Source organism: Lacrimispora amygdalina (genome assembly GCF_003432035.1).
Taxonomy (GTDB): Bacteria; Bacillota; Clostridia; order Lachnospirales; family Lachnospiraceae; genus Lacrimispora; species Lacrimispora amygdalina.
In genome coordinates this window covers 1-26,663 of the sequence record NZ_QOHO01000029.1, presented here as the reverse complement: position 1 = coordinate 26,663, position 26,663 = coordinate 1, and the positions used below count along the sequence as shown (strand labels likewise).

At 42.6% G+C, this 26,663-nt stretch carries 25 protein-coding genes; 20 read left to right on the top strand and 5 right to left on the bottom strand.

Annotated features, from left to right (window positions below):
* Window positions 1–35: 35 nt before the first annotated feature.
* Window positions 36–2,081, top strand: a complete 2,046-nt coding sequence (locus DS742_RS10255) for a thioredoxin domain-containing protein (protein ID WP_117416912.1) — start codon at window positions 36–38, stop codon at window positions 2,079–2,081.
* 53 nt (window positions 2,082–2,134) lie between these two features.
* Window positions 2,135–3,100, top strand: coding sequence for a choloylglycine hydrolase family protein (locus DS742_RS10250; protein ID WP_117416911.1), 966 nt, complete (start codon window positions 2,135–2,137; stop codon window positions 3,098–3,100).
* Here DS742_RS10250 and DS742_RS10245 read toward each other — a convergent pair.
* The gene (locus DS742_RS10245) at window positions 3,081–3,455 is read right to left on the bottom strand and encodes an ArsR/SmtB family transcription factor (RefSeq protein WP_117416910.1); all 375 of its coding nucleotides are present in this window, start codon (window positions 3,453–3,455) and stop codon (window positions 3,081–3,083) included. The two genes, DS742_RS10250 and DS742_RS10245, sit on opposite strands and share 20 nt — an antisense overlap.
* 262 nt (window positions 3,456–3,717) lie before the next feature.
* On the opposite strand from DS742_RS10245, the gene DS742_RS10240 reads away from it, so the two are divergent.
* The 7 genes from DS742_RS10240 (at window position 3,718) to DS742_RS10210 (ending at window position 11,198) form a co-directional block, all read left to right on the top strand.
* A complete protein-coding gene (locus DS742_RS10240; protein WP_117416909.1) occupies window positions 3,718–4,536 on the top strand; it encodes a class I SAM-dependent methyltransferase in 819 nt (272 codons plus the stop codon).
* Window positions 4,537–4,550: 14 nt separating this feature from the next.
* Window positions 4,551–6,140 carry an ABC transporter substrate-binding protein gene (locus DS742_RS10235; RefSeq protein WP_117416908.1) on the top strand — a complete coding sequence of 530 codons (1,590 nt, stop codon included), beginning with the start codon at window positions 4,551–4,553 and terminating at the stop codon, window positions 6,138–6,140.
* A gap of 2 nt (window positions 6,141–6,142) precedes the next feature.
* Window positions 6,143–7,099: an ABC transporter permease gene (locus DS742_RS10230; RefSeq protein ID WP_117416907.1), complete on the top strand. Its 957-nt coding sequence runs from the start codon at window positions 6,143–6,145 to the stop codon at window positions 7,097–7,099.
* A 3-nt stretch (window positions 7,100–7,102) separates the two neighbouring features.
* Window positions 7,103–7,936, top strand: a complete 834-nt coding sequence (locus tag DS742_RS10225; RefSeq protein WP_117416906.1) for an ABC transporter permease — start codon at window positions 7,103–7,105, stop codon at window positions 7,934–7,936.
* A 19-nt stretch (window positions 7,937–7,955) separates the two neighbouring features.
* Window positions 7,956–9,656, top strand: a complete 1,701-nt coding sequence (locus tag DS742_RS10220) for an ABC transporter ATP-binding protein (protein ID WP_117416905.1) — start codon at window positions 7,956–7,958, stop codon at window positions 9,654–9,656.
* Window positions 9,657–9,926: 270 nt separating this feature from the next.
* Window positions 9,927–10,445 (top strand): peptidylprolyl isomerase, encoded by a 519-nt coding sequence (locus tag DS742_RS10215; protein WP_117416904.1) that lies wholly within the window; start codon window positions 9,927–9,929, stop codon window positions 10,443–10,445.
* 3 nt (window positions 10,446–10,448) lie between these two features.
* Window positions 10,449–11,198, top strand: coding sequence for a GNAT family N-acetyltransferase (locus DS742_RS10210; protein ID WP_117416903.1), 750 nt, complete (start codon window positions 10,449–10,451; stop codon window positions 11,196–11,198).
* Here the strand turns inward: DS742_RS10210 and DS742_RS10205 are convergent.
* The gene (locus DS742_RS10205; RefSeq protein WP_117416902.1) at window positions 11,134–11,835 is read right to left on the bottom strand and encodes a hypothetical protein; all 702 of its coding nucleotides are present in this window, start codon (window positions 11,833–11,835) and stop codon (window positions 11,134–11,136) included. The genes DS742_RS10210 and DS742_RS10205 overlap by 65 nt on opposite strands.
* Before the next feature lie 175 nt (window positions 11,836–12,010).
* Here DS742_RS10205 and DS742_RS10200 point away from each other — a divergent pair, with 175 nt between their 5' ends.
* Window positions 12,011–12,784, top strand: a complete 774-nt coding sequence (locus DS742_RS10200; protein ID WP_117416901.1) for a YesL family protein — start codon at window positions 12,011–12,013, stop codon at window positions 12,782–12,784.
* 145 nt (window positions 12,785–12,929) lie between these two features.
* Entirely contained in the window at window positions 12,930–13,514 is a 585-nt protein-coding gene (locus tag DS742_RS10195) for a GTP pyrophosphokinase (RefSeq protein WP_117416900.1), read from the top strand.
* 78 nt (window positions 13,515–13,592) lie between these two features.
* On the opposite strand, the gene DS742_RS10190 is transcribed toward DS742_RS10195, so the two are convergent.
* Together DS742_RS10190 and DS742_RS10185 are read right to left on the bottom strand one after the other, a co-directional pair.
* On the bottom strand, window positions 13,593–14,804 hold the full coding sequence (locus tag DS742_RS10190) for an ammonium transporter (protein ID WP_117416899.1): 1,212 nt from the start codon (window positions 14,802–14,804) through the stop codon (window positions 13,593–13,595).
* A 144-nt stretch (window positions 14,805–14,948) separates the two neighbouring features.
* Window positions 14,949–15,287, bottom strand: a complete 339-nt coding sequence (locus DS742_RS10185; protein WP_117416898.1) for a P-II family nitrogen regulator — start codon at window positions 15,285–15,287, stop codon at window positions 14,949–14,951.
* A 291-nt stretch (window positions 15,288–15,578) separates the two neighbouring features.
* On the opposite strand from DS742_RS10185, the gene ispE reads away from it, so the two are divergent.
* The 8 genes from ispE (at window position 15,579) to DS742_RS10145 (ending at window position 24,844) form a co-directional block, all read left to right on the top strand.
* Window positions 15,579–16,481 (top strand): 4-(cytidine 5'-diphospho)-2-C-methyl-D-erythritol kinase, encoded by a 903-nt coding sequence (gene ispE, locus DS742_RS10180; RefSeq protein WP_117416897.1) that lies wholly within the window; start codon window positions 15,579–15,581, stop codon window positions 16,479–16,481.
* Window positions 16,474–17,148 (top strand): GntR family transcriptional regulator, encoded by a 675-nt coding sequence (locus DS742_RS10175; RefSeq protein ID WP_117416896.1) that lies wholly within the window; start codon window positions 16,474–16,476, stop codon window positions 17,146–17,148. The genes ispE and DS742_RS10175 overlap by 8 nt, the downstream gene beginning before the upstream one ends.
* A 13-nt stretch (window positions 17,149–17,161) precedes the next feature.
* The gene (locus tag DS742_RS10170) at window positions 17,162–17,353 is read left to right on the top strand and encodes a hypothetical protein (RefSeq protein WP_117416895.1); all 192 of its coding nucleotides are present in this window, start codon (window positions 17,162–17,164) and stop codon (window positions 17,351–17,353) included.
* Between the two features lie 137 nt (window positions 17,354–17,490).
* Window positions 17,491–18,102 (top strand): TetR/AcrR family transcriptional regulator, encoded by a 612-nt coding sequence (locus tag DS742_RS10165; RefSeq protein ID WP_117416894.1) that lies wholly within the window; start codon window positions 17,491–17,493, stop codon window positions 18,100–18,102.
* 43 nt (window positions 18,103–18,145) lie between these two features.
* Window positions 18,146–19,288 carry an efflux RND transporter periplasmic adaptor subunit gene (locus DS742_RS10160; RefSeq protein ID WP_117416893.1) on the top strand — a complete coding sequence of 381 codons (1,143 nt, stop codon included), beginning with the start codon at window positions 18,146–18,148 and terminating at the stop codon, window positions 19,286–19,288.
* A gap of 12 nt (window positions 19,289–19,300) precedes the next feature.
* Window positions 19,301–22,348: an efflux RND transporter permease subunit gene (locus DS742_RS10155; RefSeq protein WP_117416892.1), complete on the top strand. Its 3,048-nt coding sequence runs from the start codon at window positions 19,301–19,303 to the stop codon at window positions 22,346–22,348.
* A 125-nt stretch (window positions 22,349–22,473) separates the two neighbouring features.
* Window positions 22,474–23,622 (top strand): TolC family protein, encoded by a 1,149-nt coding sequence (locus tag DS742_RS10150; protein WP_117416891.1) that lies wholly within the window; start codon window positions 22,474–22,476, stop codon window positions 23,620–23,622.
* 4 nt (window positions 23,623–23,626) lie between these two features.
* Entirely contained in the window at window positions 23,627–24,844 is a 1,218-nt protein-coding gene (locus DS742_RS10145; protein ID WP_117416890.1) for a TolC family protein, read from the top strand.
* On the opposite strand, the gene spoIIR is transcribed toward DS742_RS10145, so the two are convergent.
* Complete coding sequence (gene spoIIR / locus DS742_RS10140; RefSeq protein ID WP_117416889.1) at window positions 24,822–25,475, bottom strand: stage II sporulation protein R; 654 nt, start codon at window positions 25,473–25,475, stop codon at window positions 24,822–24,824. The two genes, DS742_RS10145 and spoIIR, sit on opposite strands and share 23 nt — an antisense overlap.
* Before the next feature lie 95 nt (window positions 25,476–25,570).
* Between spoIIR and DS742_RS10135 the strand changes: the two genes are divergently transcribed.
* Window positions 25,571–26,635 (top strand): D-alanine--D-alanine ligase family protein, encoded by a 1,065-nt coding sequence (locus tag DS742_RS10135; protein ID WP_117416888.1) that lies wholly within the window; start codon window positions 25,571–25,573, stop codon window positions 26,633–26,635.
* Window positions 26,636–26,663: the final 28 nt, after the last annotated feature.

Below are 26,663 nucleotides of genomic sequence, written 5' to 3'. Positions count from 1 at the left end.
CGTGCATACTAAAGAAAAAGAAAGAAGGTGTTTTTATGAAAACAGAGGTTGTACCAAATAAGCTGATAAACGAAAAAAGTCCATATCTGCTGCAGCATGCATATAACCCAGTTAACTGGTATCCGTGGTGTGAGGAAGCATTTTCAAAGGCGGAAAAAGAGGAGAAGCCGGTCTTCTTATCAATTGGATATTCTACCTGCCACTGGTGCCATGTCATGGCTCATGAGTCCTTCGAGGACCAGGAGGCAGCGGATGTTTTAAATGAAAATTACGTGGCAATTAAAGTAGACCGTGAGGAACGCCCTGATATTGACTCAGTCTATATGTCAGTTTGTCAGGCGCTCACAGGATCAGGCGGCTGGCCCCTCACAGTCATTATGACCCCGGACCAGAAGCCTTTTTACGCAGCAACCTATTTACCAAAGCATTCAAGATGGGGGAATACCGGACTGATCGAGGTCTTAGATGCCATAACCGGGCTTTGGAAAAATGACAGGAAAAAAGTTTTTCAGGCAGGAGAGGAGATTACCCGGTATTTAAATGAGGATAGGAATGATGGTGAGAACAGTGCTTCTGATCCTGGTAAAGAACTGTTTTTCTCTGCCGCCCGGCAGCTTATGAATTCCTATGATAAAACATGGGGAGGTTTTGGAAGAGCGCCCAAGTTTCCCATGGCTCATAATCTTATTTTTCTGATTCGCCATTCTGTTTATGAGCAGGATAAGAATGCCCAAACCATATGTGAATCAACGTTAAGACACATGTACCGGGGTGGAATTTATGATCATCTCGGAGGCGGATTTTCCCGTTATTCTACCGATGAAAAATGGCTGGTTCCCCATTTCGAAAAAATGCTTTATGATAATGCACTTCTTTCTTACGCGTTTCTTGAAGCTTATGAGTTAACAAAAGAATCATTTTACCAGTTGGCGGCAAGAGGAATTCTCGGTTATATTATGGAAACCCTCACAGACAAAGACGGCGGGTTTTACTGTGGAGAGGATGCAGACAGCGAAGGGGTGGAAGGAAAGTTCTATGTTTTTGAAAAAGATGAGATTACAAAGGTATTAAAGGAAGACGCTCCCTATTTCTGCCATTGGTTTGGAATTACCAGTGACGGCAATTTTGAAGGAAAAAATATTTTAAACCTCATAGATAATAAAGACTATGAAAAAAAGGATGATAAAATAAGCAGGCTGTGTCAGATACTTTATGATTATCGTAAGCTAAGAACCGTTCTTCACAAGGATGATAAGATCCTTACTTCATGGAATGGTCTGATGATTGCAGGAATGTCAAAGGCATATCAGGTCCTGGAGGAGGAGGCATATTTGCAGTCGGCCCGCAACGCCCAGGCTTTTATTGAAAGGAAACTGACAAACAGGGGAGGCAGACTTTTCATCCGGTACAGAGATGGGGAAACCGGGCATGACGGACAGCTGGATGATTACGCATTTTATGCATTTGGACTATTAGAGATGTATCAGGCATGCTTTGAGGTATCATACTTTGAACAAGCAGTCAGTATCTGTGAAAAAATGGTTCTTCTTTTTTTCGATGAGAAAAACGGAGGATTTTATATGTATGCACATGACAGGGAAAAACTCATCAGCCGTCCCAAAGAGCTTTATGATGGTGCCCTTCCATCAGGGAATTCCGTAGCTGCTTATGTGATTGGTAAACTATATCATTTAACCGGAGAGGTTAAGTGGCAGGAAATTTTAAAGAAGCAGCTGAAATGGATGGGGAAAGAAGCAGGGGTCAGTCCTGCTAACCACAGCTTTTCACTTCTGGCTTTTCAGACAGTTCTCTATCCTGCAGCGCAGCTGGTTGCAGTATCACCGGAACGGGGAATAGAGAGGCAGCTCCTCACATTGAAAAGAGAGGTTTTTAATGGTATCGATATTATTTTCAAGACTCCGGGAAATGAAGAGGTGCTTTCTAAAATTGCCCCATTTACAAAAGACTATCCGGTAGACCTTGTAAAAAGCCAGTTTTATCTCTGTAAAAACGGAACATGTCTAAAGCCTGTGGAACGTATGGAAGAATTAAAGGAAGCAATAAAAGCCATATCATCATAAATCATGGAAGGCGCCATATATATAATTAAATAATCAATACCAGAGGTGTAACTATGTGTACGGCTATGACACTGGTAACGAAAGAGAATGAATTATTTTTCGGGAGAAATATGGATTTTTCATTTGAAATAGATCCCCATATTTTTATAGTTCCAAAAAACTATCCTTGGGTGAATGCTCTGACCGGGACCCGGATGGATGATGATTACGGCTTTATCGGAATTGGACAGGAGACGGAAGGTCTTCTGGGATTTTTTGACGGAGTAAATGAAAGAGGGTTCGCAGCAGCAGCTCTTTATTTTGCAGGGTACGCAAAATATGAAGACAGGGTAAATGCTAAGGGACGGACTCCGGTTGCATCCTTTGAATTTCTTCATTATATATTAGGAAAATGTGCTTCCGTCCAGGAATTAAAGAGCGTGGCAAAGCAGGTAGCCATAGTCGGCATGGAAGATCCGGTCACCGGTTCAGCAGCACCTCTTCACTGGATTGCAGCTGACCGGACCGGTGATTGTGTTGTAATTGAACAGACAGAGTCAGGTATGATTATCTTTGATAATCCCCTTGGCGTTCTGGCAAACAGTCCTGATCTTCCCTGGCATATGACGAATTTACGAAATTATATGGGGGCCAGTCCTGAGCAGGAAGAAGAAGCGTTCTGGAGTGGTATAAAGCTCACTCCGTTCGGTCAGGCAGGCGGAACCAGAGCGCTTCCCGGAGGCTATACTTCTCCGGACCGTTTTGTACGGACCGCGTATTTAAAATCATTTCTTCCGGTTCCCCGGAATCGGAAGGAAGCGGTAGTTTCCTGCTTCCACATCATGGAAGGTGTGACCATACCAAAAGGAGCAGTCATGACAAGCCGGGGTTCTTATGATTATACAAAGTATACGGCATTTATAAATACAGCTTCATGTGAATATTATTTTAAAACGTATGACAGCCTTCAGGTGTGTATGGCTGGTCTGTTTGAAAGCAATACAGGTGTCATGCAGACAGTTAATCCGGGGAAGATGTGAGCGGTTCTTTTTTTGCTGAGGCAGGCAGTTTATTGGAGCAATAATGATGATTCCCTGTAAGATGCTGGCGGCATCCTTTTCTTGGTTCTTTCTTTTCCGCCATCGCACACAGAGCTTGCCCGGCAGCTTCAATAAGCTGCCGGTTTACATCGTAATGAGTGTAATAACCCCGCTTTTCTCCTGCCACGATACCTGCATTTCGCAGTATTTTCAGATGCTGGGATACGGCAGCTTCTGAAATTTCCAGCTTTCTGGAAAGTGCTCCCACGCAAAAATCGTACTTCATTAATAATTCTATGATTGTAAGCCTGTTTTCATCAGATAAGGCTTTCATAATATTTAAAAGATTATCCATCTTTTTATTTCCCCTCGTATTTGCTTAAAATATTGAAATAATGTGCTTTGAATAGAATACAACCCCATTTGTTTTATGTCAAGTTAACATCTATAAAGACATAAAAATTAAATAATCAAACGCTTAATTAATTAAGGTTGACATTTAATAAAAATCCTGATATATTTTATTTAGTTTTCTGCCAGTGAATGGCAGAAAAATTTTAAAGTGTGGTTAGTAAAAACTAACTAAAACCATCTCACAAGTTTGGAAAGGAGAATCAATGGAAAAGGAACTGTACGAAAAAATGCTGAAGTCAGAACCTGAGGATTATGGTATGGTAGAGGCGTTCTGGGATAACAGAGCACAGGAGTTTAACCAGAATCAGCAAAAAGAAAAAACGGGTTTCATAAGCGGTATTTTGACACTGTTGAAGGAGAAGGGGATATTTCCAGGGTCAGAAATACTTGATGTGGGAGGGGGAAGCGGACGCTATGCGATTCCATTTGCTGAAAATACACGTCATGTTACGGTCACGGACATATCATCCAACATGCTCGCTTTAACAGAAAAGAATGCATTTGAGGCAGGGCTTCACAATCTTGAATGCCGAAAGCTGGAATGGAGCGGTGCAGATATCCAAGCATTGGGCTGGGAGAAGAAATTTGATCTTGTATTTGCCTCCATGTGTCCTGCAATAAGAAATAAAAGAGGATTTGAAAATATGAGTCTGGCTTCTGGGAAATACTGCCTGTTAAATCAGTTTATAAAAGATACAGATTCTGCATCCCAGTATCTGGATCAGGTCTTATCAGTAAAAAGAAACAGCGGTCCTCATAATGACCGGCAGTCAGTTCAGGCAATTTTCAATCTTTTGTGGCTTGATGGATACAATCCGGAAATCACATATCTACATCTAAATGAGGACCTGGAGCTGGATTATGCAGATGCAGTAAAAAAATATGGTCTGCAATACCGGGAACAGCTGGAAAATATCGGTAAAACAGTGGAGGAATTTTTAAAACCGCTGGAATCTGAAACGAAACTAAAAATTAAAAGGCAGAAGACAACCGCTTTAATCTTGTGGAAGGTTCAGGCTTAAATAACGGAGAGAAAATGAAAAAAAGGCTTAATATAAAAAATACTTTACTGACAGCAGCAGGAATTATGCTGCTTTCTATTGCGCTAACCGGCTGCAGCCAGAACGCTGCAGCAATAAAAGAAACGGACAAAAGTACTTTAACAGAATCAGCCTCTGAACAGGGAGATACGCACCGTGTGATTCACCTTGAGGGAGGAGATACCGGATATCCCAATCCGTTCAGACATACATCCCGGGGACCTGGAATTGCAAAAATGCAGCTTCTTTATGATTCTCTTTTGGAAAAGGATGAAAAGGGGCTGATACCCTGGCTGGCAAAAAGCTGGGAGACCAGCGGGGATGGAACTGTCTATACGTTTCATCTTCAAAATAATGCAAAATGGCACGACGGTAAACCGCTGACTGCCGAAGATGCCGCATTTACTTTTTCCTATTATAAAGACCATCCTCCGGTATCCAATGATCTGCTGGTTGACGGGGAGTATATTGTGACAGAGGCAAAAGCACTGAATGATCAGACGCTGCAGGTGACATTTTCCCATTTTGATCTTACGTTTCTGGAAAAAGCCGGGTCCGTTCGCATTTTGCCTAAGCACATCTGGTCCGGTGTTCAGGATCCTGCAGCTTATGACGGGGATGATGCAGCAGTGGGAAGCGGTCCTTACCGGCTTGAATCTTATAATCCGGAGCAAGGTGCTTACCGTTATCTGGCATTTAACGATTACTGGGGATTAAAGCCCGCTGCTGAGGCAATTGAATGGGTTCCTGTGAGCGACCGTGTACTGGCATTTGAAAACAGAGAGATTGATTTAATCAATGCTTCTGCTGATCTTCTGGCAAGATATGAAAATGGCAAAGCATATACCTTAAAATCCAGTCCCTCCTATCACAGTTACCGTCTGATGATAAATATGGAGACAGAGCCCCTGTTAAAGGATAAGAATATAAGACAGGCGATGGCATATGGAATTGACAGACAGGAGCTGGTTGAAAAAGTGGCCAGAGGTGCAGGTAGTGTAAGCAGTATGGGTTATATTCCGGTATATAGCCAGTGGTATAATCCCCGGATTCAGCAATATAACTACGATGTCAATAAAGCAAAAGAGCTTCTTGGCGGGCATACATACAGTTTCCAGCTGTTAACAGATAACTCTCAGGAGGGGTTAAAAACAGCTGAGCTTATAAAACTCTCACTGGAAAAAATCGGTATTACGGTTACCATTCAGAGTGCGGAATCCAAAACAAGGGATCAGGCACTTCAAACAGGTGATTATCAGCTTCTGTTAGTCAACTCCGGAGGTATGGGCGGTGATCCCGATTACATCAGAACTGTTTATGGAAGTGGCTCTGTAACAATAAAAGGCTGGTCTGATGAGGCAATTGAGGATCTGGCAGCCAGACAGTCGGTGCAAACCGATGAATCACTCCGGAAGGATCTTCTCGGTCAGCTGCAGGAGAAGATTGCAGAGGAAGTTCCCATGATCATGCTTTACGGTACTACTGATAACTATGTTTACAGAAGTGATGATTATAATGGCTGGATGTTTCGCTATGATCACAGCAAATGTGATCATAACAAGCTGTCCTACCTGATTAGGGAATAAAAATGAAGAAAAGTAATATTGCTGTAATTGGAGTAATTATAGTCTTGAATTTTTTTCTTCCCAGGCTGATGCCTGGAGACCCGTTCCTCTACCTGTCAGTAGAGGACGGGAACACTGCTCCTGTATACTCCAGTCAGCAGATTAAAGTTTACGAGGAATATTACGGACTGGATAAACCTCTGCATGAACAGTTGATCCGGTATTTAACGGGAATTGTAAAAGGAGATTTAGGGTACAGCATCTTTTATCATGAAAAAGTGACTGATATGATCGCGGCGAGAATTCCGTGGACACTGCTGATTGTTATCTCAGCCTTGGTGCTCAGCAGCGTTTTTGGAACGATGCTTGGTACCATCTGCGCCTGGCATCGGGACAGTTTTCTTGACCGGTGTGTCTATTTCTTTATGATGGTACTTTCTGAAATACCGGGATTTTTAATTGGTATCTTTTTGCTGTTTTACCTTGGGGCGAATTTGAAATGGTTTCCCATGTCAGGAGGAGAGACGGTATTTGCTTCCTATAGCACCCCTTTGGAACAGGTAAAAGATATAATTCATCATATGGTACTGCCTGTACTCACATTATCTCTCAGCCGGCTGGGGAGTTTTTATCTTCTATCCCGTAGCAGCATGTTAAATGTCCTGTCCAAGGATTACATACGGACAGCAAAAGGCAAAGGTTTAAAAAAACATACTGTGATATTAAAGCATGGTCTTAAAAACTCTCTTCCGCCAGTTGTTACGCAGTTTTTCATGAGTCTCGGAGCCATGGTGGGACAGGCAGTATTGGTGGAAAATGTATTTTCCTATCCGGGAGCAGGCAGTCTGATGCGGGAAGCAGTTGTAAATCGTGACTATGTACTGATGCAGGGGATATTCCTGATTATGTCCGCAACAGTACTGATTATGAATGGGCTTGCAGAATTTATGCTAAAAAAAATGGATCCAAGGATGGTGTAGTGGGTGATCAGACAGACAAAAATATGGAAATCCTTATCCGGTTCTGGAAAGGTGAGCATTGTACTGCTTCTTTTAATTGTAAGCTTTACAGTGGGATACCACCTTTTTGGCAGTGAGACGTATCGTCAGCCCAGTGGATCATCTTTGGAAGCTCCAGGGTTGAGACATATGATGGGAACCGATGATTTGGGAATTGATATTGCAGCGCAGATTGGCCATGGGGCAGGTGTGAGCCTTCTGGTAGGAATAAGTTCTGCTCTGCTTGCAGGCTTAGGCGGCAGTATTCTTGGCATTCTTGCGGGGTATTACAGAGGCTGGAAGGATAAGCTGGTTATGGGGCTTTGTGATGTTGTCATGACCATGCCCCAGATGCCGCTTTTAATTGTTCTGGGGGCATTTTTCGGATCCAGCACCAGAAATATAATTCTGGTAATTGGATTTATGTCATGGGCAGGACCTGCCCGTATTGTACGATCCAGGATGCTTTCCATGGGAAAAGAGGCATACGTAGCGGCAGCGAGGAGTTATGGGGCTGGCTTTTTTCATTTGCTGATGAAGCATTTCATTCCTGGTTTGTACCCCCTTATTCTTGTCAGCATGATCCGGATTGTTGGACATGCCATTGTTGCTGAAGCAGGGCTTTCCTTTTTGGGTTTAGGGGATCCTGTTTCAAAAAGCTGGGGAGTTATTTTAAACCGTTCCATTAACTTTCCGGGGATATTTTTTGTGGAGAGCTGGAAATGGTGGGTACTGTTTCCTTTGGTATTTTTACTTGTGCTGGTAGTGTCATTTGCATTTTTAGGGAGAGATTTAGAAAAGATTATGAATACCAAGTGATGAAAATAAGGAGTAGGAGATGCCTGTTTTAAAAATAGAAAATTTAAATGTCCGTTATGACCGGGAGAGTAGAAAGGATGCAGTACATCAGGTCAGTCTGTCTTTAAAAGAAGGAGAATGTGTCGGGTTGATTGGAGAATCAGGGAGCGGTAAATCCACAATAGCGCTGGCAATTATGGGACTTTTGCATAAGCGGACAGAAGTAAAAGGGAATATCTGGTTTGAGAATAAGAATCTTCTGGAACTTTCGGACAGAGATATGGAGTCTGTCCGCTGGGACAGGATTGCTATTGTATATCAAAACGGTCTGGATGTTTTAAATCCCGTAATATCTGTGGGAGAACAGATTGCGGAGGCAATTATCTGTCATACCGGCATGCAAAAGGAGTATGCCCGGGAAAAAGCCAGCGATATGCTCGTGAAAACGGGGCTGGAAACCTTCTGGTATGATGCATATCCCCATCAGCTTTCCGGTGGAATGAGACAAAAGGTCTTAATAGCAATGGCATTATCCTGTAATCCTGACATTCTGATTGCAGATGAGCCGACAATGGCTCTTGATATTCCGGCTAAAAATGAAATTATCAGCCTCTTAAAGAATATGCAGAAAAAAGAAGGTTTCTCTCTTCTGGTCATTTCCCATGAACTGCCGGTGATCTCAGCCCTGGCAGATTCGGTGGCTGTCATGTATATGGGAAACATTTTAGAAAAAGCGGATACAAAAGAACTTCTGTCAGATCCCCTTCACCCCTATACCAGAGGACTGATCTATTCTTCCCCTGCAATTCTGCCTATGCGGGATATGTGGGGAATACCAGGAGAGATTGTAATTCACAGTGAAAATCAATGTCCGTTTTACAGCCGCTGTAACCAGCGTGTGGAACAGTGCCTGAATGAAAACCCTCCTCTCAGGGTAAGATCCGATGGACGGAAAGTTGCATGTCTGAGGGGAGGTATTGTTACTTTGTTAGAGGGAAATGGACTGAATAAAAGCTATAAATCGGGAAAGCGTGAATTGAAAGTCTGTTCTGACTGCAATATACGCATCCGGTCAGGAGAAGTTGCCGCTTTAATCGGGAAATCCGGTTCCGGAAAGACTACTCTGGCTCAGATCCTTTCGGGAATCATATTTCCTGATTCTGGGATTGTGCGTTTTGAGGGCAGAGCTGTTTTGGGAAACAGCGAGTCCGGAAAAAAACATGGTATTCAAATTGTTTTTCAGGACCCTTTTTCAGCTACCAATGAACAGTTTACCGTCAGGGAGATTGTGCAGGAAGGGCTTGATATCATAAAAAGCGGTTCCCAAAGTGAGCGAAGAGAGCAGGTAACGGAAGCATTGCTTAAGGTCGGTCTTCCGTATGATGAAGGCTTTCTGAGCCGGAAAGGACATACATTAAGCGGAGGACAGCGGCAGAGGGTTGCTGTTGCCAGGGCACTGGTTATGGAACCAAAACTTTTAATAGCTGATGAAATCAGCTCCATGCTTGATCCCTCCAGTGCAGCGAATCTTATGCGGCTGTTAAAGGAAATCCAGAATAGAAGTGGATTTTCGATGCTTTACATTACTCACGATATTGCACTGGCTCAGAAAATTTCAGATTATGTTTACATAATGAAAAAAGGAAAAATAGTCGAACACGGAAATGCAGGAGAAATTTTTACAAATCCAAAAGAAAATGAAACAAAAAATCTGATTGAAGCGATCAGTATACGGCAATAATATAAGGAGCTGTCATAGGCAGCTCCTTAAAAGTTATTTCAAAAGGGAGGAGAGCTGATAATAAAATTACCAGCTCGAGTATTATGAAAAAAATCTTATAAGCATATTTAATTTATAATTTTAGTATAACCATGAAACGTGAAGAAATCATGTTGTTTGTGTAAAAGATTTTTGAATGAAATTGAAACAAAGTATGAACAGCTGGACAAAAACTTAAGGATTTGATAAAATACACACATATGTTAAACTTATACAAGAAAGGGAAAAAACATGAACAATCCTGTTATTACAATTACAATGGAGAACGGTGATGTAATAAAAGCAGAGCTTTACCCTGAAATTGCACCGAATACAGTGAATAATTTTATCAGTCTGGTAAAAAAAGGCTACTATGACGGACTGATTTTCCACAGAGTCATCAATGGTTTTATGATTCAGGGCGGATGCCCCCAGGGAACCGGAACCGGCGGTCCCGGATATTCCATTAAAGGCGAATTCAGCCAGAATGGTGTTTCCAATGCTTTAAAGCACTCCGAGGGAGTTCTTTCCATGGCAAGAGCCATGCACCCGGATTCAGCCGGCTCACAGTTTTTTATCATGCATAAGGCAGCTCCGCATTTAGATGGCGCTTATGCTGCATTTGGTAAAGTAATCGAAGGCATGGATATTGTCAATCAGATCGCAGATGTGAAGACGGATTACAATGACCGTCCCATGGCAGAGCAGAAGATACAGTCCATGACGGCAGAAACCTTCGGAGAAGAGTATCCGGAACCGGAGACTTTATAAATTATGGTGTGGGAACGGGAGATTGCCATAGAAGGGAAGAATTTCCGGGTTACCATATCAGACGAATATGAAGCCCTGCGCTCTGCTTTGGCAGAAGGCAGGGCTGTTATTGGTTTATGGGACCGGGAGAGGACGGATCAGTGTCTCTCACCGGCAGCCTATCTGGTGGAATCTCTCTCGGATCTCACACCTGAATTTCTGGAACGTGTGGTGAGGAGAAAAGAAGGGCTGCCATGGAATATTACCAGCACCAGACGATTGCTGATCCGGGAGTTTGCGGCGCCGGATGCAGATGAAATTCCAGAGGAACCCGACGGAGGAAGAGATGGAGAGCTTTTTTGCAGCAGGGAGACTTTAGAAATTTATGTAAGACAACAGTATGGTTTTTACGAATATGGAATCTGGGCTCTATACGATAAAGATAAGAAGATCATAGTGGGAAAAGCCGGGATTTTTAATCTGGATACCGCAGATAATGAGGAACTGAGTTCCTTTATTAAAAAAAATGATACCCCTCTGGAACTGGGATATCATATTTTTACACCTTACAGACGTCAGGGATATGCAAGAGAGGCCTGCCAGGCGATATTAACATACGCTGCCGCTTCCCTGACAGAAACAATCTATGCCAGAGTTTTGGAAGAAAATCGTGCCTCTGTCAGTCTTCTAAAAAGTCTGGGCTTTCAACTCAAAGGCCGTACACATAGCGGATCAGCTTCACGGCAGTGTCTGTACGAGTGGAGTTGCTTATAATTCCCAAAATAGGATCATCCATAGTTAATCCTGTCTTTTTTAAGAAATCCGTACTGCCTATCTTGATACCGCAGGCAATTTTTTCACCGGTTTCCTGGTTGGTCACCTCATAGAGCTGATCCTTTACCTGATCATAGACATCGGGGGGAAGAACCGTCTTTAAGTCTAAAAAGCCGCCCATCTCTCCGAAGTGGTCAATACTGTCCTTTCTGCCGATCATCACATCCAGTTCTTTGCTGGAGATAAGAGCAGAGAGTTTGGCAAGTTCCGCGTAGGTGAATTCGGTCATATTGGAATTGTCAAAACTTATGGACATGGAATGATCCACATCAATCTTCGTTTCGTCGGCCAGGCCGATGTATTGACGGAAGCCCTGGTCAAAGTATTGGCTTACCAAATCCTCTTCGCTGTAAGGCCGGCTGTTTAAAATCACGCAGGAAAGAGCGGTTTCAAACCGGTTATTGTGGACAGCTGAAAAAATGGAGACAATAAGGGCAGCGGCTACAGCAGTTCCGATTATGGGTATCTTATAATATTCCCAGATATACCACAGTCTGTCCTTTAAGCTCATGTTCTTCAACTTATTTTTCTCTTCCTGCAGTGTGTCTTTCAATGTTTTGTCTTCATAGGGGGTCATAATCTGCGCCTCTTTCTGTTATTAATCCGGATACTTTTTTGATTATATCACAGAATCAGCAAATTTCCTCCACATCTAATTATAAAAAATTGATGAAATGGAGGAGAATGTTTGCTTTTTAAAAATAAATCCGCTATAATGATTTTTGACGTTAACGAGAGAAGGGGAATGACATATGTTATCTGGTTTTTTTAATTATGATAATCCGGTTTGGCGTTTCATCGGCAAGTTCGGAGACCTGATTATTTTAAATGTTCTGTGGATTGTCTGCAGTCTTCCGGTTTTTACCATAGGAGCTTCCACAACTGCAGTGTATTACGTAACGCTGAAGCTTGCAAGAGACGATGACGGCTATACCATTCGTTCCTTTTTTAAATCCTTTAAAGAGAATTTTAAACAGTCTACCATTATATGGCTGATAATTCTTCTTGCAGGAGCCATCCTGGGAGTGGACCTGTATTTCTTTGCCCGGCTTTTTAACGGATCGTCCACTGTTAAGACCGTTATGCTCACCGTGTTTCTTGCCATGGCATTGATTTACACGGCTATAGTTATGTACATTTTCCCGCTTCAGTCAAGATTTTATAATCCTGTCAAACGCACGTTTTTTAACGCATTCTTTATGTCTATCCGGCATTTGTTCCGGACGATAGGAATGATCGTGATTGACGGAGCGCTTATAGCCGCAGGTTTTGTATTTTTGATTCCCCCTGTGCTGATGATTTTCATGCTGTTTGGTTTTCCGCTTCTGGCATTTATCAATTCCTATATCCTGTCACCGGTATTTAATATTTATATGCCGAAGGAGGAGAGGACAGAAGAAGACGGGTTAAGACCACTGTTTTCCGATGACAGTGAGCCGGTAAGCAGTATTTTGATGGCGAAGAGTGATGAAACGAATAAGGAGACAGACGGCCAGGAGACCTCAAAAGAAGACATGAAAGAATAAAGATAATAACTCATACCAGTCCCGTGGAATTAATCCATACGGGGCTGTTTTTTTGAATGCAGGATCGTTCAAAGTTTGGACACGTTATGGACACAAAAAAAAGATATACTAGATACTTATATGAGGATTGTTTTGGAGGTGGAGTATGACCGAAGAAGAATATTTAAGTTTCATTCAGCCTTATGAAGATGCGCTGAATAATATACAGGTCAGGGTAGATGTGCTGAATAAGGACTATAGAAGAAAAAAACTTAATTATCCCATTCATCATGTTCAGTACCGATTGAAACAGAGAGAGAGCATTGAAAACAAATTAATAAAATACGGGAAGGAGCCAACCACAGACGCGGCCAGAAACTGTCTCACTGATATTGGGGGGATCCGTGTGATCTGTTATTTTGTAAGAGATATCTATGGGATTGTGGATCTGCTTCGAAAACAGACGGATATTGTTGTAATAAAGGAAAGTGATTACATTAAGACTCCAAAAGCGAATGGATACAGGAGTTATCACATTGTTTTCGGTGTTCCGGTTTACCATACGGATGGGATGGAATATTATCCGGTGGAAGTACAGCTTCGCACCATGGCCATGGATTTGTGGGCCAGTATGGAGCACAGAATCTGTTATAAGGGAGAGAAAAAAGATGAGGCGGCGGAAGAGTTTAAAAATTATGGAGCTGCGTTAAAACAGATGGAGGAGGAGATGGAAGGGTTTCTTTCCGACTGACAGGAAGGAAAAGCCCCGGCGTTGTAATTGCCGGGGCTTTTTCGGAAGTATGATATATAAAATATGAGGGAAAGCTGATTATTTATCCATACGGAATCCGCTATAAGCTGACATTCCATGTTCGTGGATATCCAGACCATCCAGTTGTTCCTGATCGGATACTCTTAAACCTATGGTCTTCTTAATAATGGTGAAGATAATAAATGCCATCACTCCGGCATAAGCCAGTACGGAAACAACACCGATTAACTGAGGCAGGAAGCTGACACCTTCGCCGAACACACCGGTAAGAAGAGTACCAAGGAGACCGCAGCAGCCGTGAACACCTACTGCACCAACCGGATCATCAATTTTAACAACTTTATCGATAAATTCAATTGCAAGAACGACTACCAGACCAGCAATAGCACCAATAATGATTGCTTCATACGGGGTTACCACATCACAGCCTGCAGTGATAGCAACAAGACCGGCTAAGGAGCCATTTAAAGTCATGGATACATCTGGTTTGCCATAGCGTTTCCATGTGAATAACAGTGTTACCAAAGTGGAAGCCGCAGCAGCCAGGTTTGTGGTCATGGCGATATCACCCACGGTTGTAGTAGCGGCAGTTGTAGAACCACAGTTAAAGCCGAACCAGCAGAACCAGAGAATAAATACACCAAGAACGCCCAAAGGAATATTATGTCCCGGAATTGCATTGGGAGTTCCGTCTTCATTGTATTTACCTATACGTGGACCTACAATTTTTGCTCCTACCAGAGCACATACACCGCCTACCATATGAACCGCAGTTGAACCTGCAAAATCATGGAAACCAATACTTGTCAGCCAGCCGCCGCCCCAGATCCAGTGACCGGTAATGGGATAGATGAAAACGCTGATACAGGCGGAATAGATTAAATAAGAAGAAAATTTAGTACGCTCTGCCATTGCTCCGGATACAATTGTTGCAGCTGTTGCACAGAATACGGTATGAAAGATCATAAATACGGCAATGGGCAGTCCATTGAATAATCCATCGGAATCAGCAAGCGAATAGGGATTAAAGAATCCGGAACCGCCCAGTATTCCTCCGATGTTGTTTCCGAACATGAGAGGGAAGCCCAGAATGAAGAAGAAAAGGGAGCCAAGGACAAAGTCCATCATGTTTTTCATACAGATATTTCCTGCATTTTTAGCTCTTGTAAAACCAGTCTCAACCAGTGCAAAACCTGCCTGCATAAAGTAGACTAAAATTGCACCCAGCATGGTCCATATAATGTTTAGTAATAAAGTGGTATTTTCCATAATGATAACTCCTCCTGAATTCTTAGAATGGATAGCGATAGCGCGGAATGTAAAATAAAAGAGGATAATCGCCTTTGAAAAGGCAATTATCCTCATTGATAATTTATATTCATTCCATATTCAGTTTATCTCTTTCAGGTTCCCCTACAAAGCCTCACGGCCATGTTCACCGGTTCGGATTCGTACTGCATCCTGAACATCGTAAACAAAGATTTTACCGTCTCCATATGTTCCGGTATTGATCTCTTTAACGACTGCGTCAATAATTGGATCAGCCAGTTCCTTTGGTACGACTGTCTCAACTTTGACTTTAGGGAGCAGATTTACATTATACTTGGTACCGCGGTACATCTGAGTATAACCTTTCTGATTTCCATAACCCATGACATTGCTGATCATAAGTCCATTGACTTTACAGCCTTCCAGTACTGCCTTAAGGTCTTCAAGCTTATCCGGCTTGATAATAATTTCCAATTTTTTCATACAGCACTACCTCCTTGATTTAATAATAGCAAAAAAGAGCAGTTCCGCTTGTGGAACGCCCTCGTTCGTTATAACAACATTATACATGGATCCTTCAGTTTGTCAAATAAAATTTTTTAACAGGAACATTATAAAATTTTATGAAAAATTAACAAAAATTTAATGAAAGAAAGGCAGGACAAAAGATTATAAAACACTTGTGCTTTTATGTACTTCGTTATATAATAAATACTGTATACAAAAAAATAGAAAAATACAATCCGAAAACCGAAAAGTGAGGGATGTTTGCTTATGATAAGACATCTGGGATTAAAGGCCTATGGAAAGATCAATCTGGGTTTAGACGTATTAAGAAAGCGGGATGATGGTTACCATGAAGTTCGGATGATCATGCAGACTGTAGGTCTATATGATAAAATTGATATTTATTTGAAAGAAACGCCGGGGATTGAAGTTGTTACCAACTTATATTATCTGCCGGTCAATGAGAACAATCTTGTTTATAAAGCAGCAAAGCTTCTTATGGATGAGTTTCATGTACCTCATGGAATCCGTATTCATTTAAAAAAGTTTATCCCTGTTTCCGCTGGAATGGCGGGAGGAAGCAGCGATGCAGCGGCGGTTTTATTTGGTGTAAATAAGATGTTTCAGCTGGGGCTTTCCAGAGAAGAGCTGATGGAGCGTGGCGTAAAGATCGGGGCAGATGTACCTTACTGTATCATGAGAGGAACGGCGCTATCCGAAGGAATCGGTGAGATACTTACTCCTCTTGCGGATATGCCTCAGTGCCAGGTGCTGATAGCGAAACCGTCAGTCAGTGTTTCCACCAAATTCGTATATGACCACCTGAATGTGGCCGGATTGAAACAAGAGGATCATCCGGACATCGACGGAATGATAGAGGCGATTAAGAACCATAACATTTATCAGGTATCCGAACGTCTTGGAAATGTATTAGAGACTGTAACTATCCCGGAATATCCTGTGATAGCAGACATAAAAGAAAAATTGAAGGAGCTGGGAGCTGTCAATGCATTGATGAGCGGAAGCGGACCTACGGTTTTTGGCATCTTTACCAACCCCATTGCCGCTGGAAGAGCATATGAAGAGCTGAGGTATGGTGAGAGCAGGAATCTGGCTAAACAAGTATATTTAACGAATTTTTATAATACCAAGGAGGTACCCCATGGGTAATGATTTAAAAGTCAATATGAATGAATATCTGCCGCTTCGGGATGTAGTATTTAATACCTTAAGACAGGCCATACTAAAAGGAGAACTGGCACCCGGGGAGCGTCTGATGGAGATTCAGCTGGCAGAGCGTCTTGGAGTCAGCCGCACCCCGATCAGGGAAGCGATCCGTAAGCTGGAACTGGAAGGTCTGGTTCTGATGATCCCGAGAAAAGGCGCTGAAGTCGCTAAAATATCAGAAAAAAGCTTAAGGGATGTATTGGAAGTCCGCAGATCACTGGAAGAGCTGGCAATTGAGCTTGCCTGCCAGCGTATGACACCAGACGAAGTTACAGAACTGGAGATGAAGCAGGAGATGTTCCGCAATGCAATTCTGAAAGGAAAACCTATGGATATAGCGGAAACAGATGAAGCATATCATGATGTGATCTACAAAGGAACCTGTAATGACAGGCTGGTACAGATGATTAATAATTTAAGAGAACAGATGTACCGGTACCGTCTGGAGTATATCAAGGATGAAGATAAACGGCAGGTATTATTACTGGAGCATGACAACATATTGAAGGCAGTAAGACAGCGCAGAGTGGAAGACGCCAAGTCAGCGATGCGGGAACATATCGACAATCAGGAAATTACAGTATCCAAAAATATTAAGGGACAGGAATAGAAAGAGGAAAGATATGACATTTAAAGAAAAATATCTGGCCGGCGAAATTGATTTTGAGGCGATTGATGATTATGTTGATGAATGGAACAACAGTTCAACTCCGGATACTCTTGCCAGATTCCTCGGATTGAATGAAGAGGAAGAGGACTTATGGATTGAGGAAAGCGATGAAGCATTAAAAGAGTTTCTGGACAGGAATAAATAAACTAATCTGGAAATTTATTAAATAAATATAACTTTGTTGACAAGGTGACAAGGTGTCATTATAATAATGGCATGTTGTCACCTTTTTAAATTAAAACATAATACATGCGGAATAAATAAGGGAAATGAGGTGTAAGGATGCCTACGGAGCGGTTTTATAATCTTCCGGCGGAGAAAAAAAAAGTGATATGCAATGCAGCGATAGAGGAGTTTACCAGAGTGCCGTTTGAAAAGGCTTCCATTAATAAAATAATTAAAGCAGCAGGAATATCCAGAGGAAGCTTTTATACTTATTTTGAGGATAAGCGTGATATTTTAGGCTATATTTTTGAAGATGCTGCGGACAGCTTTTTTGACAGCTGGACGCACTGCGCGAAAAAAAACGATGGTGATCTATGGAAAACAGCAGTTGATTTTTTGGAGTATTCAATTAAGAATGCACAAAAGAAGATGTTAAAACTGGCAGAGAATATTCGTGACAGCGATAAACTTTTTGGTGCGGCTCATAATCTTTGTCCTGACAAAGATGTGAGGCTTGAACAGATGTGTGAGGTATTGTACAGCAGTATTGATACATCAGATTTTAAGAGAACGGATCTTGAAACATTCGGACAATTGATCTCATTAATTATAATTGAGCTGGCCCGGTGCATAAGCTGGACCTTCCATCATCCGGAAGATGAAGAAAAAATTAAGAAAATATTCCAGGAAAAATTAGAGATATTACAATATGGAATTCGAAAAAAGTAATTAGAATCATATTATTGACTGAAAAGATAATAAGGAGCTTGATATGACAAAGAAAAAAGTATTTATAATTGCAGGAACTGTAGTTGTAGTGGCTGTTCTCGCAGGGCTCGTTCTTCCTAAGATTCTTAGTGGAGGCAAGGAAGAGCTGGTAGCAGAAGCACCGCCGGTAGTAACTGCCGAAAAGCCGCAGACCCGCACGATAGAAATCAGCAATGAACTGATTGGTACTATTGAACCGGACAGTATTGTTCATGTGACACCTCTTGGCTCAGGCGAAGTTACAAACATAGGTGTGAAGACCGGAGACACAGTAACAGCAGGTCAGCTTCTCTGCGTGATCGATACAAAACAGGTGGAAAGTACCCGGATTGCCATGGAAACCTCCAGAATCACATATGAGGATGCCAAGAGGAATTTAGACCGTTATACGGTTCTTCATGCTGCAGGAGATGTGGCTGATGCAGATTACCAGTCCACTGTGGATAAGGTTGAAACTGCCAGACTTCAATATGAGAATGCTAAGATTTTATATAATAACCAGCTGGAAGGCAGTCAGGTGACGGCACCCATTTCGGGAAAAGTGGAAAGCTTTGATATCAGCCTTCACGATATGATCTCTCCTCAGACAACAATCTGCGTAATTTCAGGAGATGGCGGAAAGTCTCTTACATTTTATGTATCAGAGCGGATTATAAGCGGATTAAAAGCCGGAGATGCAATCCGGGTAGAGAAAAACGGAACGGATCATGAAGCAACCATAACAGAAGTAAGTACTATGGTTGACAGCGGCAGCGGATTATTCAAAGTGAAAGCTTCTATACCTGCAGGGGATACACTAGCCACCGGAACCTCCGTCAAGCTTTATGTAACTGCTCAGAAAGCCGAAAATGTACTTACAGTTCCTGTTGACAGTGTCTATTATGAAGCAGGAAATCCATTTATTTATACATATTCCAACGGAACATTGAAAAAGAATGCAGTTACCATCGGTCTTACGAATAATGAATTTGCAGAGGTTCAGTCCGGGATCAGCGCAGATGATCAGGTGATCACAACCTGGACCAGCGAATTATATGACGGTTCCAAAGTAACTCTGGCAGAAGAGAATAATCAGGAAACCACGACAGAAACAGAGACGACAGAAGGCAATGGAACCGAGGTAGAAACTTCTGCTTCTGCACAATAAGGAGGCGGTAAAATGGGAATGACAAAATTTGTTTTAAAGCGGCCCATAACTGCCGTATTAGCTGTCTTATGCCTTCTTGTATTCGGCCTGTCATCTGTTTTATCAGCAAAGATGGAACTGACGCCGGAGATGAATTTCCCTATGCTTTTAGTGACAACTACTTATGCAGGGGCGAGCCCGGAAGACGTTAACGATCTGGTAACCAAACCAATCGAAGAGTCGGTTGGTACTCTTTCTGGTATTAAAAATGTTCAGTCCAGTTCCCAGCAGAATCTTTCTATCGTGTACATGGAATATAATTACGGTACCGATATGAATAAGGCATATAATGATTTAAAAAAGAAAATGGACAGTGTGGATCTTCCAAAGGATGTGGAAAAACCGTCCATTATGGAATTTAACATTAATGAGATGCCATCCATGACTCTGTCAGTGAATGATCCTTCACAAAGCAATCTGTATAATTATGTAAGTGATAAGATTGTACCTGAACTTGAGAAGATACCATCCGTTGCCAGCGTCAATATCAGCGGTGGTGAGGAAGGCTATGTCAGAGTTACTCTTTCACCTGAAAAGATGAAACAGTACCATCTCAATATGGACTCTATCAGCCAGGCGATCAAAGCAGCAGATTTCACTTATCCCGCAGGCAGTACCGGTGTGGGAAAAAGAGATTTATCCGTTAGTACCGGAGTGGAAGTAAAGACTGTGGAAAGTCTGAAAAAGGTACCTGTCGTAATCAGCCAGGGAAAGACTATTTACATGGAAGATATTGCGGACATCTCGGAAACGAACCAGAAGAAAAAAGCAATCGGCCGTTATAATGGAGAAGATACCATTACCTTATCCATTAGCAAACAGCAGAAAAACAGTGCGGTTGATGTATCCAGATCCGTAACTAAAACCATTACTTCTTTAAAAAGTGAATATCCCAATCTGGATATTGTAGTTGTAGATGATAACAGTGAACAGATTATCAGCGCACTGAACAGCGTTAAAAATACCATGATTATGGCAGTTATTATTTCCATGGTTATTATCTTCCTCTTTTTCGGGGATATTAAAGCGTCACTGATTGTTGGAAGTTCAATACCGGTATCCATTCTTGTATCACTGATCATGATGTCTGCCATGGGATTTTCACTGAATGTAATCACCATGAGCAGTATTGTATTGGGAGTCGGAATGATGGTAGATAACTCCATTGTTGTACTGGAGAGCTGCTTCCGCTCGCAGAAAGGGACCGGATTCAGGGAATATTTGTCAGCGGCCCTGGAAGGAACCGGCGTTGTTATGCAGTCCATTCTCGGAGGAACGTTAACCACCTGCGTTGTATTTATACCTCTGGCATTCTTACAGGGTATGACTGGCCAGCTGTTTAAACCTCTCGGATATACCATTGTCTTTTGTATGCTGGCATCTTTCGTTTCTGCCATAACAGTTGTTCCATTATGCTATAGCAGGTTCTGTCCTGTGGAAAGACAGAATTCTCCAATGGGAGGAATTGTAAAAGCTCTTCAGAACGGTTATAGAAAGATCGTTGGTAAGCTGTTAAAAAGACGGGCTCTCGTTATGATCCTGTCCGTATTGTTATTATTTTCATCATTTCTATTTGCAACAAAGCTGGGCTTTGAACTGATGCCGTCAGTGGATCAGGGAACGGTTTCCGTTACTGCCAAGATGAAGCCGGGCTTAAAGATTGAAGAAGCGGATCAGGTTTTGAAAAAGCTGGAGGCAATCGTCACCAGTGAACCGGATCTGAAATCCTATATGGTAAGCTATGGTTCAGGAGAACTCAGTTTTGCAGGAGGAACAAGCGGTTCTTTGACAGCCTACTTAAAGAGCGACAGAACCCTTACTACAGATCAGGTAGTTAATAAATGGAAAAAACTGATGGGGCAGATTCCGGACTGTAACGTTACCGTGAAATCAACCTCCAGCGTCAGCCAGACGGGAGGCGGAGGCGGCAATGATTTTGAGGTAATTCTCCAAAGCGCCCAGCTGGACCATTTAAAAAACACCTCTGACCAGATGGTTGCTGAATTAAGCAGCCGGCCGGAAATGATTAAGGTGCATTCCGACCTTGAGAATGCGGCACCAGTTATAAAGGTGAGTGTAGACCCGATTAAAGCAGCAGCGGAGGGGGTGGCTCCTTCAACAGTGGGCGGTATGCTGAACGGAATGTTAAGTGGTGTGAAAGCCACGACCATGGATGTAGACGGACAGAATGTGGATGTAAGGGTTGAATATCCGGAAGGCACCTACGATACTCTGGAAAAGGTAGAGGGGGTTACGGTGCCCAACAGCACAGGCGGTTCTGTAGCGCTGACAGATATTGCCAGTATCGGTTATGAAGACAGCCCCACTGCCATCAACAGAAAAAACAAGCAGTATCAGGTTACGATTACAGGATCCTTCACAGATGTTGTTAAGACGAAGAAGGATAAGGCTGCAGCGATTAAAGAACTTGACAGTAAAGTTGTTAGCAAATATTTAAACGAAAGAGTCTCAAGAGCAAAGAACAGTGAAGATGAATCCATGCAGGAAGAGCTTGGTAATCTGGTAAAAGCGATTCTGATCGCTGCATTTTTAATCTTTATAGTTATGGCGGCTCAGTTTGAATCACCAAAGTTCTCACTCATGGTTATGACAACCATCCCTTTCAGTCTGATTGGCTCCTTTGCCTGTCTGCTGGCTGCAGATGTTGCGATCAGTATGCCATCTCTTCTGGGATTTTTAATGCTGATTGGTACCGTAGTAAATGCCGGTATTCTCTATGTCGATACGGTTAACCAGTATCGGGCTACCATGGATAAGAATACTTCCCTTATAGAAGCAGGAGCTACCAGGCTTCGTCCCATATTGATGACCACCCTTACTACGATTGTATCCATGGTTCCTATGGCATTGGGAATCGGACGCAACACAGAGACAATGCAGGGACTTGCGCTTGTTAACGTGGGAGGTCTTACTGCTTCCACCATATTATCGCTGCTTATGCTTCCGGTTTATTATTCACTGATGAGCGGAAAAGTAGATAAAACCCAGCTGCCGGATTAAACGCCGTCAGCTGGAAACCCAGCCTTCCGTATTGGTTGGAAGAATGTGGTTTTCCGCCTTTTGACAGGTTGTGATATGATAGTAAGAGAACACAGTATAAAAATTCCAATTAAGGAGGATTTAGGATGAGAAAATGGAAACAGATTGGTGCATTTGCACTGGCAGCGGTGCTGACCTTCTCCGGTCCGGCATCAACGGTTTGGGCCGGAAGTCCGGAATTTTCAAGAACTTCTGAGGAATGGGCTAAACTTAGAGATAATGTGATGGAGTATGATGAGCTGAAAGATCTGATACATGAATATAATGTAACGGTTCAGAAAAACCAGCTCGATATCAGTGACAAGAAAAAAGATGATAAAGTTACCCGGGATCAATATGCTCAGTACTACCGTGATGCGGCGTTTGATGCCAGAAGCAATGTCTCTGGCGATGATCCAGTGGCAGATGCGCAGGCTCAGGTGGCTGCAGCTCAGGCAGAAGAGGCTGCAGATAAGGTTACTGAAGATATAACTGTGCACCAACTCACCTATGACCAGCAGGAAGCTGGCCTGGTAGCTTCTGCTCAGTCCTCTATGATATCATATTTTCAACAGAAATTAGAGTTGGAGTCAGCAAAAGACAGCCTGGAATATATGGAAGCTCAATATCAGGCGATTCTTGTAAAGCAAAGTGCAGGAATGGCCACCTTATCTGATGTGCTTGCAGCCAAGGAAGGTGTTCAGAGCACTCAGGCTTCAATTGAGAAACTTACCGGGTCAATTGAAGAGACAAGACAAAAACTTCTTGTTATGTTGGGCTGGAAGTATAGCGATACACCTGAAATCAGGGATATACCGGCTGTTGATTTTGAACATATTGCTGCGATGAATCCGGAAACAGATAAAGATGCTGCGCTGGAAAAAAATTATACTTTTAAAATCAATAAAAGAAAGCTGGAAAATGCGGTGGCTGAACTGACGAAAGAAACATTAAAGCGGACGGTTCTCAGCAATGAGCAGAATATAAAATCTGAGATTGTAAAGAACTATCAGGCTGTTCAGCAAGCCAAAGCCTCTTATGAACAGGCAAAGGGAGAATTTGAGCTGGAAAGTAAGAATATGGAGACAGCAGAGCATAAGCAGCAGATCGGAACTTTAAGCAGACTTGATTACATGAAGCAAAAGAATGTATATAATACAAAAGATAATTCGATGAAGAAGGCTCAGCTTACATTATTTCAGGCGGTCCAAACCTATGACAATGCTGTTAACGGGCTAGCTTCGGCAGGAGGCTGATGAGATGAGAAATAAAAAAGTTTGGCCAATCTGTTTGGCCGCGCTGTTAACGGCTTCCTCGGTTTCTCCCGCATATGGAGCTGTTGGACCGGGGCAGGCAGAAAAACCGATCCCTGAGGGAATAACAGCGGAACAGTGGAGTAAATTAAATGACAGCAACATAGAATTTGGTGAACTTTCCGACCTGGTCCGGTATTTTAATCCGGATTTGCAGAATATAGTGGATTCTGCCAATTCGAATATAGATAATCTTAAGTACGTTTATAATGAGCTTGTAGGAATCGAAATGAAAAATAAAATAAAGGAACTTGAGGATCAGGCGAAGGAACTTAAGCCAACTGGTATAACTAATGAAGATGGAATCCCTGTATATAAGGTTTTAGAGGGAACAGTAAAAAGTATAAAGACCCAGACTGATAAGTTACAATGGACCCTTAAAACTCTTAACCAATCCAATTCCAAGATCAACTCCGGTATTACACAGGCCTCAAGGCAATATGAGTATTATGCCGATCAGCTTATGATCGGATATAACAACGCTGTTGCAAACCGGGCACTGCTTCAAAAAGCATCGGAAGTATGTAATTCTGCTTATGAAGCTCAGCAATTAGGTCAGCAAGTTGGTACGGCAACACTAAATGATGTCCTGTCTGCAAAAAAGGAAGTACTTACCACCCAGGCTTCTGTATTAAGCTTGGAACAGACGGTTGATGGTCTGCGGCGGTCACTGGCTCTAATGACAGGGTATTCCTTAGATTCTCTGCCAAATGTAGGAGATCTCCCGGAACTGGATCTGTTAGCAATTTCCAACCTGGACCTTGAAAGCGATACAGCAAAAGCCATAAGCAACAATTATGCCCTTATCGATATGCGCCGTACCAATTCCGATAAGACTTCTACGGGAATGGAAAATAAAAAGGCAAGAGTATCGGAAGGCGAACAGAATGTTGCAGTCACCATGCAATCTTTTTATCAGAATCTGAAGCAGGCAAAGACCGCTTATGAAGCAGCCAATACCTCCTACGAGAAGGCAGTGCTTGATAAAGAGAAAGCAGAGCGTTCTTTTCAGATGGGTATGTTAAGTAAAATTACATATCTTCAGTCTCAAATGGCATTTTTACAGGCAGAGGGTGCAAGGCAAAGTGCATATGCAGAGCTGTATCAGGCATACACTACTTACCAGTGGGCTGTAAAGGGAATCATTGTGGATTCTGCGAAATAGCGGTTTTTTTATTCACAGGAAGTAGATCCAAAACTTTAAGCTTTACATGGATTTTTACAGGTTCTTTTCTTAATTTTAAATAATCAGATTCATCTATGGAGTGCCGCAGGATCTCTTTTGAGGTATCCGGCACGACTGCATAGGAAGAATCCGTAAAACAGAGCGGAGGATAGAGGACGCACCACCAGTTGTGTCCTTTTCCTTCGCCTATTTTTACCCTTACGGCTTCATAGGTTCCGCAGGGAAACACCATATCTCCGTAGGTCTTGGTTGGAAAGTAGCAATCCGTCAGTTCCATATGTGCGGGATAATTATATCCCAGGTTCTTCATGTAGTTTTCTGCTTTTTTCTCCAGAATGGATTCGTGGGAGCGGATATAGGTTTTTGTATCTTCCAGGGATGCATTTTCACCAAGGTCTTCATATATTGAATTGAGAAGCATGGTGCGTACTTTCAGCTTTAAATTCTGATCCTGTGTGCTGTTGCTGTTAGCTAATACATGAAACCGCAGGATTTCGGGAGCGATCCGGGCAGCTAGGGCCTCATCATTTGATCTGTCATTTGCCAGTGTCAGTAAAAAAGCAATGAGCAGACAGGTAATACATAAGAATAAATCACGTTTCTGTTTCATAGGGTATCTCCTTTTTTCTGGAATCTATTTGTAATTGTAACCATATGTGCTATAATATAAACGCTGTAAATCAAGAATTTATTAAGGAGACTGGAATGAGTAAGAAAACTGCGGTTGTATTATTTGGCGGACAGTCATCGGAGCACGTTGTTTCCTGTATGTCAGTTGTCAATGTGATAGACCATATAAATAAAGATAAATATGATCTGCTTTTGATCGGAATTACTGAGGAAGGACACTGGATTAAAACAGAATCCGTAAAGGAAATCAAAGACGGATCGTGGAGAGAGGGGCGGATCAGTGCCATTCTTTCTCCTGACGCCGGAATGGGTGCTGTTGTACTGCTTGACGGGGATAAGACAGAGCTTGTTAAGGCTGATGTGGTATTTCCGGTGCTTCACGGCCTTATGGGCGAAGACGGAACGGTTCAGGGCCTTCTGGAGCTTTCCAGAATTCCATATGTGGGATGCGGCGTTCTTTCCTCTGCTGTTTCCATGGATAAATTATATACAAAGATAATTGTAGATGACCTGGGGGTTTTGCAGGCTGCCTATGTACCGGTTATGCGTCATCAGTTAAAGAATATGGAGCAGGTAATAGCCAGAGTCGAAGAACGGTTTGATTATCCGGTATTTGTAAAGCCGTCCAATGCGGGTTCTTCAAAAGGTGTCAGCCGTGCGTCAGACCGGAAGGAACTTGAGGATGCATTACTGGAAGCATCCAGACATGACCGGAAGATTCTGGTAGAAGAGATGATCGTCGGCAGAGAGATCGAATGCGCCGTTCTGGGCGGCGGGAATCAGCCTGTTAAGGCATCTGGTGTAGGAGAGATTCTTGCGGCAGCAGAATTTTATGACTTTGACGCAAAGTATCACAATGCGGACTCAAAAACTGTCATTGATCCGGTATTGCCGGAGGGGGCTGCACAACGGGTAAGAGAAGCGGCAAAAGCCGTATTTCAGGCAGTGGATGGCTGCGGGCTGGCAAGAGTGGATTTTTTTGTGAAGAAAGATGGAACGGTTGTCTTTAATGAGATTAATACAATGCCGGGATTTACGGCGATCAGTATGTATCCCATGCTTTGGGAGGCAGCAGGAATAAGCAAGGACCAGCTCGTGGACCGTCTGATGGAAGACGCTTTGAGCCGGTTTGACGATTAAGGAGCAGATAGTGTGAAAGAAAGTAGAG